Here is a 10,804-nt window from a genome sequence, read left to right as displayed (position 1 = left end):
ACTTCAACATTGACTGATACACCGCCATCGCGAGCAAGCTCGCTCCCACAGGTAAAGCAGCAAGCAGTTACAGCTGCTTATTTCTCTACAAACGCTCGCTCGATCAGGTAATCACCCGGCTCGCGCATCCGCGGCGAAACCTTCAGGCCGAAGCTGTTCAGCACTTCGCTGGTCTCRTCGAGCATGCTCGGGCTGCCGCACAGCATGGCGCGGTCGTCCTGCGGGTTGATCGGCGGCAGACCAATATCGCTGAACAGCTTGCCGCTGCGCATCAGGTCGGTCAGGCGACCTTCGTTCTCGAACGGCTCGCGGGTCACGGTCGGGTAGTAGATCAACTTGTCACGCAACGCTTCGCCAAAGAACTCGTTCTGCGGCAGGTGCTCGGTGATGAACTCGCGGTAAGCGACTTCGTTGACGTAACGCACGCCGTGGCACAGGATCACTTTTTCGAAACGCTCGTAGGTTTCCGGGTCCTGGATGACGCTCATGAACGGCGCCAGACCGGTACCGGTACTGAGCAGGTACAGATGTTTGCCAGGCTTCAAGTCATCCAGCACCAGCGTGCCGGTAGGCTTCTTGCTGATGATGATCTCGTCGCCTTCCTTCAGATGCTGCAACTGCGAAGTCAGCGGACCATCAGGTACCTTGATGCTGAAGAACTCGAGATGCTCTTCCCAGTTCGGGCTGGCAATCGAGTAAGCACGCATAAGCGGGCGGCCGTTGGGCTGTTGCAGGCCGATCATCACGAACTGACCGTTCTCGAAGCGCAGGCCCGGATCACGGGTGCACTTGAAGCTGAACAGAGTGTCGTTCCAGTGGTGAACACTGAGGACACGCTCGTGGTTCATGTTGCTCATGTACGTGGGACTCCTGGAGATTTGTCTGCGCGTGTTCGGTGTGCTCTGCAAGGAAAGCCAACTCTGCGCAATTGCATCGCATTCTAAAGGCAGAGACAATATCTGTTAAATGGATTATTAAGATAAGGGTTATCGGTTATATAGATATGCGATTTACTCTCCGTCAACTTCAAGTATTCGTCGCCGTCGCCCAGCAGGAAAGCGTATCCCGTGCTGCGGGGTTGCTCAACCTCTCGCAATCGGCGGCGAGCACCTCGATCACCGAACTGGAGCGCCAGTGCAGCTGCCAGTTGTTCGACCGCGCCGGCAAACGGTTGAGCCTCAACGCGCTCGGTAAACAGCTGCTGCCCCAGGCTGTGGCCTTGCTGGACCAGGCCAAGGAAATCGAAGACCTGCTCAACGGCAAGTCCGGCTTCGGCTCGCTGGCCGTAGGCGCGACCCTGACCATCGGCAATTACCTGGCCACCCTGCTGATCGGCAGCTTCATGCAGCGCCATCCGGAAAGCCAGGTGAAGCTGCACGTGCAGAACACTGCCAATATCGTGCAGCAAGTGGCCCACTATGAAATTGATCTGGGTCTGATCGAAGGCGACTGCAGCCACCCGGACATCGAAGTACAAAGCTGGGTCGAGGACGAACTGGTGGTATTTTGCGCCCCTCAGCATCCGCTGGCCAGGCGCGGCGCGGCGACCATGGATGAGTTGAGTCACGAAGCCTGGATCTTGCGCGAACAAGGCTCAGGCACGCGGTTGACCTTCGATCAAGCCATGCGCCATCACCGCACTTCGTTAAACATCCGCCTGGAGCTCGAGCACACCGAAGCGATCAAGCGCGCGGTGGAGTCAGGTTTGGGGATTGGCTGCATTTCCAGGCTGGCATTGCGCGACGCATTCCGCCGCGGCAGCCTGGTGCCTGTCGAGACGCCGGATCTGGATCTGGCGCGACAGTTTTATTTCATCTGGCATAAACAGAAATATCAGACCTCGGCGATGCGCGAGTTTCTCGAACTGTGCCGCGCCTTCACCGCCGGGGTCCAGCGCAGCGACGAGATCGTGCTGCCGACGATCGCCTAGAGCAGAATTACCGCCCACACCAGGGCAATCATGCTCAGTGCCACGAACTGGGCGGCACTGCCCATGTCCTTGGCATTCTTGGACAGCGGGTGCCGTTCAAGGGAAATGCGGTCGATGGCCGCTTCCACTGCCGAGTTGAGCAACTCGACGATCAACGCCAACAGGCATACCGCGATCAGCAACGCCCGTTCAACCCGGCTGACATTCAGGAAGAACGACRGGGGAATCAGGATGACGTTGAGCAATACCAATTGCCGAAAGGCGGCTTCACCGGTGAAGGCTGCGCGCAGGCCGTCCAGCGAATAACCGGAGGCATTGAGAATACGTTTCAGGCCGGTCTGGCCTTTGAAAGGTGACATAGAGTGGGCAACTGACAAAAAAGAAGTGGGAAAGCTAGATCAACCAAAGTCAAAAAAGCGTGAAGTCGCCAGCCTTTAATGGCTGGAAATTGACTCAAGTTGTTGCAAGAGCAGCGCGGCCTGGGTCCGGGTCCGCACATTCAGTTTACGGAAAATCGCGGTCACGTGCGCCTTGATCGTCGCCTCGGAAACACTCAGCACGTAGGCGATCTGCTTATTCAGCAAGCCTTCGCAGACCATGGTCAGCACCCGGAATTGCTGCGGCGTCAGGCTGGCAAGACCTTCGCTGGCCGCCTTGGCCTCTTCCGAGACGCTGACCGCTTCGAACGCCTGCGGCGGCCAGAACACGTCACCATCGAGGACCGCACGCACGGCTTTCTGGATCACACTCAAGTCGCTGGATTTGGGAATGAAGCCACTGGCGCCGAATTCACGAGACTTGACCATGATGGTCGGCTCTTCCTGGGCCGAAACCATGACCACCGGAATCTGCGGGTACTGACCGCGCAGCAGGACCAGTCCGGAAAAACCGTAGGCTCCCGGCATGTTCAGGTCCAGCAGCACCAGATCCCAATCGGATTTTTCCGTCAGGCGGACTTCCAGTTCGGCGATGCTCGCCACTTCCACCAGACGGACATCCGGGCCAAGGCCCAGGGTCAGCGCTTGATGCAAGGCACTACGGAAAAGTGGGTGGTCATCGGCAATCAGGATTTCGTATGTGGCCATTTTTCAAATGATCCTGTTTTTTTTCATGGGACGCCCGATGCATTCGGACCTCGCCAAAGCACCTCAAGGCACAGCCACGGAGCTGCACCGACAAGGCACGTTCAACGCAAAAAACGCGTTGCAAATTCAGGCCGCACCCTGATCGGAGCCAAGCATGCCCAGCGAAGCCAGGGTGGTCAAGCAGCATGGCCGGTACAGGTTATTGCAGCATGCGCAACAATCAGCCCATCAACGGAGTGACCGGCTGAACATAGGGCATCAACTCGGCGTGCGCCGGGGTCGAAACGTTCATGTCCAACTGATGTTTGGCGTCGAGGTAATGCTGGCTGAACACATCGAAGTAGGCATCCAGCGCCGAGGCTGCGGTTACATCGCCTGCAAGGTCGAGGCACAGCGCCGCCACTTCCGCCGTGCACAGATGCTCGCTGCGAGTCGAGCGGCGCAACCGGTAGCGGGAGAGTTTCTCCGGCAGCAGGCTGAGGATCGGCAGTCGGTCAAAATAGGGGCTCTTGCGAAAGATCTTCCGCGCTTCGGTCCAGGTCGCATCCAACAGAATGAACAGCGGGCGCTTCGTGCCATCGACGTCCACAGTGTTTGTCACGCGTTCAGGTTCGACGTACTCCCCCGGAAACACCAGATAAGGCTGCCATTGCGGGTCGGACAATAGCGCCAGCAACTTCGGATCGATCTCGGTACGGGACCAGATGAAGGCATGGTTGTCAGGTACCACGTCGGCGATCAGCCAACCGGTGTTGCTTGGTTTGAACACTTCCTTGTTGGTCATGATCAGACACACGCCGGAGCGGGTAGCGACCTGCGGACGCCATGCGCACAGGCAGTGACTCTCGATCACCCGGCAGTCACGGCAGCGCGTCGCGCGCCAGCCGCGGGCCTGAATCGGCTTGATGCCCTCCTCCTCGCGCTGATCGCGCAAACGGGCGACGGCATTCAACGCAAAGCGCGCGGGGGTATGGCTCATAGCGGGCAACGCCCACAGAGAAGGGAAATCGACACGAAAAACACTCGACAGGGTAAAAAGTGCCAGCAGTTTACCAGACCGCCCGGCGCAAGCCTGTACCGTCCAGCCCACCTCCCCTATAATCCGCCGCCACTGAACGCACAGTCACGTGACGGGTCAAAGCCCCATCACTGAACCAGGAGAGTTTCATGCTGCGCCTTATCGTTCCTACCGCGGCCATTTTGCTGGCGTCGTCCTTCAACGCCCAGGCTGCGTCCTTGAAAGACACGGAACTGAACAAAATGCTGCAAAACGTCGCCACCCAGAGCAGCGTCGGCACTCCGCGAGCGATCAACGAAGACATTCTCGATCAAGGCTACACCGTTGAAGGCAAACAGCTGATCAACCACCTGAGCGTGCAGAGCAGCCACGCCGACAAGATGCGTGCAGACCCGAAAGCCGTGTACTTCCAGTTGGGGGCTTCTGTCTGCCGAAACGAAGGGTTTCGCAAGCTGATGGCCAGGGGCGCAATCATGCGTTACGACTTCACCGAGGTGAAGACCAACCGCCCGGTCGGCTCCGCAAGCTTCCAGGAATCGGATTGCCTGCAACCGGCCAGGAAGAAAAAGTAATCACCTGGAATTGGCGCGCCGCTGTTCATCTTCGGCGCGCAGTTCTGCCAGCAGCGCCTGCAAGTAATGTGAACGGCGTTCGCCACCGCGCAAACGTCGGCAGCACTCCTCTTCGAGACTCAAATGATGGGTCTCGGCTGATGACTTCAGCAACCGATACAGCTGCGTATCGATCTCCAGAACGACTCTGGCCATGGTTTCCCGCCTCCCTGCACTTCACTCATGTTTGAGTGATAAATCCTTGAATCGCTTGTACCGTGCGCCCTGCCGTTGACGCAAAGTTGTCGTGTGACGCTTGTAACTTAGTAAATCAGAGCGCCGCACATGCGACGAACGTTCAGACGAGCGGTGAATACACCTTGCAAATCGTCAATAAGCGGTTGCCAGGAAAGACGTTGTAGCGCAATGATCAAGGCAGCGCAAATCACTGTGAAGGTCTAGATTTCAGGGTATCCACGTTCACTTTTTCAGGGCTGGAAAGGGGCTGGCCGTCGCTTGTCGTGCAGTGCGAACGTTTCTTTCATCCAAGGGAAAAACAGGGCCTGTTTGGATGATCCGATGTTTTCGGATCAAGTAGATCGCCCAGGCATGGGCCTGGGCAGACAGCGACACATGGAGTGTCGTGGCTCCGACGTACGTTGTCGGGCCGAAGGTTCTGTGCAGAAGGAGAAGTTGAATGCCTTACCAACCGAATGACCTCCTGAGCCGTCATTTTGAAGAAAGCGGCCACGACCTCATCAGCAAGGTCGAAGAACAACTCAAGCTGATTTCACCCAACAGCCCGAACATCCCGATCTACCGCGACATGATCCTGACCGTGCTGCGCATGGCTCAGGAAGACCACAATCGCTGGAATGCCAAAATCACCCTGCAAGCCCTGCGCGAGCTGGAACAGGCTTTCCGCGTGCTCGAACAGTTCAAGGGGCGACGCAAAGTCACTGTTTTCGGCTCGGCCCGTACCCCCATGGAACATCCGCTCTATAGCATGGCCCGGGAACTCGGCACCGCGCTGGCGCGCTCGGACCTGATGGTGATCACTGGCGCCGGTGGCGGCATCATGGCCGCCGCCCATGAAGGCGCCGGTCTGACACACAGCCTGGGGTTCAACATCACGCTGCCCTTCGAGCAACATGCCAACCCTACTGTCGACGGCACGACCAACCTGCTGCCCTTCCACTTCTTCTTCACTCGCAAGCTGTTCTTCGTCAAGGAAGCCGATGCCCTGGTGCTGTGCCCGGGCGGCTTCGGTACGCTGGATGAAGCGCTGGAAGTGCTGACGCTGATCCAGACCGGCAAGAGCCCATTGGTGCCAGTGGTGCTACTGGACATGCCGGGCGGCAAATTCTGGCAAGGCGCACTGGACTTCATTCACCAGCAACTGGAGGAAAACCACTACATCCTGCCCACTGACATGAAGCTGGTGAAACTGGTCTACAGCGTCGAAGAGGCGGTGGAGCAGATCAACCAGTTCTACAGCAACTTCCACTCCAGTCGCTGGCTCAAGCATCAGTTCCTGATTCGCATGAATCACACACTCAATGACCGGGCACTCGAGCATATGCAGGAAGCTTTCGCCGACCTGTGTCTGAGCGATCATTTCCATCAGCACGCTTACAACGGTGAAGTACACGACGAAGCCGAGTTCAGCCATCTGGCACGGCTGGTCTTCAACTTCAACGCCCGCAATCATGGCCGTCTGCGCGAGCTTGTGGACTACATCAACCTGCCGGAAAACTGGGCACAATCAACCCCCCAAGTGCAGCAACGCACGCGGGAGCCGTCAAAGGTTACGTGAGGCATAAAAAACGGCCCGTTATCGAAATAGCAGGCCGTTTCAGTTCAATCGTCCATCCCTCGACCGCTGAACAGGCGGTTGATCATCTCCATGGAATATCCCCGATACGCCAGGAACCGGCCTTGTTTGGCTCGCTCCCGGGCGTCTGCCGGCAATTGCCCGGAGAACTTGCGCCGCCAGGTATCGGCCAGCTGCTCCTGCCAGTCGATACCGCTCTCACGCAGGGCGAGCTCAATATCGGTGCGCTGCAGGCCGCGCTGGCTCAACTCTTCACGAATGCGTAAAGGGCCATAACCGGAACGGGCGCGGTAGGAAACGAAACTTTCGAGGTAACGGGTTTCGGACAACAACCCCTCTTCCGTCAACCGGTCGAGTGCTGTTTCGATCATTTCAGGGAGGGCGCCGCGCTGACGCAGTTTACGCGTCAGCTCGACACGACCGTGCTCGCGTCGTGCGAGCAGGTCCATTGCGGTTCGCCGCACCGCGACGAGTGTATCGAGTACGGCGATCATCGCTTCGATCAGATATCAGCGTCAGCCAGGTCGTCTTCGGTCTCTTTGACCGCAGAAGCTTTGGCGTCCGCAACCGATGCAGGCGACAGCAGCTTGTCACGCAGTTGCTTCTCCAGCTTTGCCGCGACTTCCGGGTTGTCTGCCAGGAACTTGGCCGAGTTGGCCTTGCCCTGACCGATCTTGGTGCCTTCATAGGCATACCAGGCACCGGACTTCTCGACGAAACCGTGCAGAACGCCCAGGTCGATCATCTCACCGTTGAGGTAGATGCCCTTGCCGTAAAGAATCTGGAACTCGGCCTGACGGAACGGCGAAGCCACCTTGTTCTTCACAACCTTGACGCGGGTTTCGCTACCAACGACTTCATCACCTTCTTTCACCGCGCCAGTACGACGGATGTCCAGACGAACCGATGCGTAGAACTTCAGTGCGTTACCACCGGTGGTGGTTTCCGGACTACCGAACATCACACCGATTTTCATACGGATCTGGTTGATGAAGATCACCAGGCAGTTGGCGTTCTTGATGTTGCCGGTGATTTTACGCAGCGCCTGGGACATCAGACGGGCTTGCAGGCCCACGTGCATGTCACCCATTTCGCCTTCGATTTCAGCCTTTGGCACCAGGGCGGCCACGGAGTCGACGATGATCACGTCAACCGCGTTGGAACGCACCAGCATGTCGGTGATTTCCAGAGCCTGCTCGCCGGTGTCCGGCTGGGAAACCAGCAGGTCGTCGACGTTGACGCCCAGCTTGCCGGCGTACTCAGGGTCGAGGGCGTGTTCGGCGTCGACGAATGCGCAGGTCGCACCGGCTTTTTGAGCCTGGGCGATCACGGACAAGGTCAGCGTGGTTTTACCGGAAGATTCAGGACCGTAGATTTCAACAATACGGCCTTTTGGCAGACCGCCGATGCCAAGAGCGATGTCCAGACCCAGAGAGCCAGTGGAGATGGCCGGGATTGCCTGACGGTCCTGATCGCCCATACGCATTACGGCACCCTTGCCGAATTGACGTTCGATCTGACCCAGGGCCGCAGCCAAGGCTTTCTTCTTGTTGTCGTCCATTAAAGTCCTCACGTAATCAATAAGGCCTGACGGCCAACACCTGTATAAGTAGCCAGTATTATTCCACAGCGATTCCGGATCGCCTACCCCTGATTTGAGATTTCTGCCGCGGCATACCGCAGCAGCCCCTCTAGCGCGGCCTTCACCGTTTGTCGGCGGACGTCGTCGCGATTACCCGGGAAGTGCTGCCGCTCACAGAACACCTGGTCTCCAACGCCCCAGGCCAGCCACACCGTGCCAACCGGCTTGCTCGCCGTTCCACCATCCGGCCCGGCGATGCCACTGACCGCCACGGAGAAATACGCGCTATTTTTCTTCTGCGCCCCCCGGACCATGGCCTCGACCACCTCGCGGCTGACCGCGCCCACGGTGGTGAACAACTCCACCGGGACATCCAGCTGCAGGGTTTTCTGCCGGTTGGAGTAGGTGACATAACCGGCCTCGAACCAGGCCGAACTCCCGGGGATACGGGTAATAGCCTCGGCGATGCCTCCGCCGGTGCAGGACTCCGCCGTGGTGACGTGGGCATTGAGAACCTGCAGGCGTCTGCCGAGTTCGGCGGCGAGCTGGGTGATTTCGTTCACGGTCATCTCCTGATCGGGCGGGATGAGGTTAACCGTACACGAGCAGACCGCACTTGCAAGCGACGGGACCGATCAAAATGTAAAGAACCAGAGGCTCTGGAAAAGGCCTGTCGGGGAATCAATCTTCGACGTCACCGGACGGAACATGTCCGCCCCCCATACGCTTGGCCACCCAACGCTCATACAACCCTAGAACTACGTCTGTCCCGGCCATCGCCGCTAAACAACCACCCGCACAAGCGGCCCAAATGGAAACATTGGCGGCGTGCAGCAGCATGATGACCGAGGCGCCGCAGATCATGCTGGAGCCAGACCGCAGGCTCAGGCGCCGGACAAGGAGCCAGCCACGAACGCCCTCTTTATCCGCACGCCACATTTCACCGGTAACGCCACCGAGTATTGGCAGACTGATGACCAGCCACAGAGGCATGTCCAGCAACGCATATTGCTCAGCGGTCATTTCATGCCTCCTTGAGTGAACGGTCACACCGCGTTCTTGAATAGACAGGCAAGCAGATTATGCATTGATGCATAATCAGTCAATGCATTAACGCATTGAAAGATGATTCAATGTTTTCAGCACGCGAAAAAAACCCGCTCGGGAAGCGGGTTTTATCTGAACGCCAGGAGTGTTAGCGGGCGTACATACCCCACCAGAAGACATGGCCGAGGATAACAATCGGCTCCTCCTGGATTTCCTGAAAGCTGTAGTCCTCGTCCGGATGCTCGTCGCGATTGAAGCTGCGCAAGCGAATCCCGGACGGCAGGCGATACAGCTGCTTCACCCGCAATTGGCCGTTGTGATTGATTGCATAAAGGTCGCCGTCAACGATATCGCCAATACCGCACTTGCCGGCATTGACCCCGACCGTGGCGCCGTCACGCAGTACCGGCAACATGCTGTTGCCCCGCACTGTCACACATTTTGCCTGGTCGAACTGCACGCCGTTATGGCGCAGGCTACGCTTTCCAAAGCGCAAACTAGAGCGCTCGCTTTCTTCGATGACGAATCTTCCTGATCCTGCAGCCAATTCAACCTCGCGAAGAAAGGGGACCGACACCTCATCGTCATCGACAGGAGTATCGTCGTCCCACAGACTTATATCCTTGAGTTCCGAATGCACGGGAGCGCGCCCGGCACTAGCGGAAGGCGCGACGTCCGCGCGGCCACGCAACTGGTCGGTGCTCACGGAAAAATAGTCGGCAATTTTCGAAATGTGCCTATCCGAAGGATCGACGATTTTCCCGCTGAGAATGCGCGAGAGCGTGGACTGAGGCACGCCGGTTCGACGGTGAAGCTCCGTGGGGGAGATTCCGTGCTGATCGAGCAATGCTCTTAATACGGTAGATACGTTGCGTTTTTGCATAACGCGCATAGTGCTTGCTCTTCTCGAAGAAGACAATGCCGATTTGCATAAGTCATGCATATCCAGACTTTAAATGGCAAAGGAGTCACCCGACCGTGATGCCTGCGTCGGGTAGACCGCCCATGGTAACCTTGCGCCCATCGCGGAAAAGCCCGGCCGTTGCCCCGCTTTTGCCCCATCTCTTTCAACGAGCTTCCTGACAATCCGATGAATAAAGCCGTCTCCGACCTGTCCTCCCACACCCCGATTGTGTTGGAGTACTAGCGCAAAAAAGCCCTACACCCCCAAAAACAAAGGGCTGTAGGGCTTTTTTGACAAATCGTATGCGCTGTTCGTTTGGCATTAAATGGCATTAGTTGGCGTCCGATTTGCCCCATTTTTGCCCCATAAAATTTTAGAGAACAGCACCTCGCCACCTTCCACTCGCTCGATGATCAAAGCCTAACAAGCATTGAGTACTACGCAATTGTCTAACTCTTTCCAGATCGTTCTGCCGATCTGCAAGCCCACGCTTCCTCTCAATTTCAGCTGCTACGCTGAAATCACCATGGAGGATTCCCGATGCCCAACTCTGACCTACTCCCTTCCCTGCTGTTCAAGATCAACGAAAATCAACTCGCTCTAGAAGCTGCCATCTTGGAACTCACGAACTGGGTCGAGCAGCGGGGAGCCACAGATGTCGCCGAAAACGTACGCAGCGCCCTGGATGCGATCGACCGCAACGAGGAATTCATCAAGATGACACTCGCGGTGATGATGACACCGGAGTAACTGCTGGCGGCCAAAAAGCGGTCGCTAGCCCCCACACGTTACGCCGATGATGGATTGGACTGAACGATGCCAAAAACCTTACTCTACAAAACCCTCGGAGCAC

General features: G+C 57.5%; 15 protein-coding genes. 5 read left to right on the top strand and 10 right to left on the bottom strand.

All coding sequences use genetic code 11. The annotated features are described in order from the left end of the window. Positions 1 to 77 precede the first annotated feature (77 nt). Positions 78 to 857 carry a ferredoxin-NADP reductase gene (gene fpr / locus AC1DU9_RS05235; protein ID WP_003443014.1) on the bottom strand — a complete coding sequence of 260 codons (780 nt, stop codon included), beginning with the start codon at positions 855 to 857 and terminating at the stop codon, positions 78 to 80. 146 nt (positions 858 to 1,003) lie between these two features. Between fpr and AC1DU9_RS05230 the strand changes: the two genes are divergently transcribed. Beyond that, positions 1,004 to 1,930, top strand: a complete 927-nt coding sequence (locus tag AC1DU9_RS05230) for a LysR family transcriptional regulator (RefSeq protein WP_223458442.1) — start codon at positions 1,004 to 1,006, stop codon at positions 1,928 to 1,930. Here AC1DU9_RS05230 and AC1DU9_RS05225 read toward each other — a convergent pair. Both AC1DU9_RS05225 and erdR read right to left on the bottom strand, forming a co-directional pair. Continuing rightward, positions 1,927 to 2,289 carry a diacylglycerol kinase gene (locus AC1DU9_RS05225; protein ID WP_477809863.1) on the bottom strand — a complete coding sequence of 121 codons (363 nt, stop codon included), beginning with the start codon at positions 2,287 to 2,289 and terminating at the stop codon, positions 1,927 to 1,929. The genes AC1DU9_RS05230 and AC1DU9_RS05225 overlap by 4 nt on opposite strands. A 75-nt stretch (positions 2,290 to 2,364) precedes the next feature. Continuing rightward, positions 2,365 to 3,015, bottom strand: a complete 651-nt coding sequence (gene erdR / locus AC1DU9_RS05220) for a response regulator transcription factor ErdR (protein WP_477809862.1) — start codon at positions 3,013 to 3,015, stop codon at positions 2,365 to 2,367. On the opposite strand from erdR, the gene AC1DU9_RS05215 reads away from it, so the two are divergent. After that, positions 3,008 to 3,157, top strand: a complete 150-nt coding sequence (locus AC1DU9_RS05215) for a hypothetical protein (protein ID WP_477809861.1) — start codon at positions 3,008 to 3,010, stop codon at positions 3,155 to 3,157. The genes erdR and AC1DU9_RS05215 overlap by 8 nt on opposite strands. A gap of 78 nt (positions 3,158 to 3,235) precedes the next feature. On the opposite strand, the gene AC1DU9_RS05210 is transcribed toward AC1DU9_RS05215, so the two are convergent. After that, positions 3,236 to 3,994: a tRNA-uridine aminocarboxypropyltransferase gene (locus tag AC1DU9_RS05210; RefSeq protein WP_223458438.1), complete on the bottom strand. Its 759-nt coding sequence runs from the start codon at positions 3,992 to 3,994 to the stop codon at positions 3,236 to 3,238. Positions 3,995 to 4,182: 188 nt separating this feature from the next. Here AC1DU9_RS05210 and AC1DU9_RS05205 point away from each other — a divergent pair, with 188 nt between their 5' ends. Continuing rightward, entirely contained in the window at positions 4,183 to 4,605 is a 423-nt protein-coding gene (locus AC1DU9_RS05205; protein ID WP_223458436.1) for a PA3611 family quorum-sensing-regulated virulence factor, read from the top strand. Here the strand turns inward: AC1DU9_RS05205 and AC1DU9_RS05200 are convergent, their stop codons facing one another. After that, a complete protein-coding gene (locus AC1DU9_RS05200; RefSeq protein WP_057716151.1) occupies positions 4,606 to 4,800 on the bottom strand; it encodes a hypothetical protein in 195 nt (64 codons plus the stop codon). 481 nt (positions 4,801 to 5,281) lie between these two features. On the opposite strand from AC1DU9_RS05200, the gene AC1DU9_RS05195 reads away from it, so the two are divergent. After that, entirely contained in the window at positions 5,282 to 6,400 is a 1,119-nt protein-coding gene (locus tag AC1DU9_RS05195; RefSeq protein ID WP_477809860.1) for an LOG family protein, read from the top strand. 44 nt (positions 6,401 to 6,444) lie between these two features. Here AC1DU9_RS05195 and recX read toward each other — a convergent pair whose 3' ends face one another. The 5 genes from recX to AC1DU9_RS05170 form a co-directional block, all read right to left on the bottom strand. After that, entirely contained in the window at positions 6,445 to 6,912 is a 468-nt protein-coding gene (gene recX / locus AC1DU9_RS05190; RefSeq protein ID WP_223458430.1) for a recombination regulator RecX, read from the bottom strand. Between the two features lie 8 nt (positions 6,913 to 6,920). Next, positions 6,921 to 7,979, bottom strand: coding sequence for a recombinase RecA (gene recA / locus AC1DU9_RS05185; RefSeq protein WP_007996915.1), 1,059 nt, complete (start codon positions 7,977 to 7,979; stop codon positions 6,921 to 6,923). A gap of 83 nt (positions 7,980 to 8,062) precedes the next feature. After that, on the bottom strand, positions 8,063 to 8,563 hold the full coding sequence (locus AC1DU9_RS05180; RefSeq protein ID WP_057400907.1) for a CinA family protein: 501 nt from the start codon (positions 8,561 to 8,563) through the stop codon (positions 8,063 to 8,065). A 118-nt stretch (positions 8,564 to 8,681) separates the two neighbouring features. Beyond that, positions 8,682 to 9,023, bottom strand: a complete 342-nt coding sequence (locus tag AC1DU9_RS05175; RefSeq protein ID WP_223458428.1) for a phage holin family protein — start codon at positions 9,021 to 9,023, stop codon at positions 8,682 to 8,684. Between the two features lie 172 nt (positions 9,024 to 9,195). Continuing rightward, positions 9,196 to 9,939, bottom strand: coding sequence for a LexA family transcriptional regulator (locus tag AC1DU9_RS05170; RefSeq protein WP_223458417.1), 744 nt, complete (start codon positions 9,937 to 9,939; stop codon positions 9,196 to 9,198). Positions 9,940 to 10,491: 552 nt separating this feature from the next. On the opposite strand from AC1DU9_RS05170, the gene AC1DU9_RS05165 reads away from it, so the two are divergent. After that, on the top strand, positions 10,492 to 10,701 hold the full coding sequence (locus AC1DU9_RS05165) for a hypothetical protein (RefSeq protein WP_477809859.1): 210 nt from the start codon (positions 10,492 to 10,494) through the stop codon (positions 10,699 to 10,701). The last annotated feature ends 103 nt before the right edge of the window (positions 10,702 to 10,804 follow it).

Source organism: Pseudomonas sp. P4_C1, from assembly GCF_056402155.1.
Note: the sequence above shows the minus strand (reverse complement) of the source record. Positions and strands in the feature narration are given on the sequence as shown.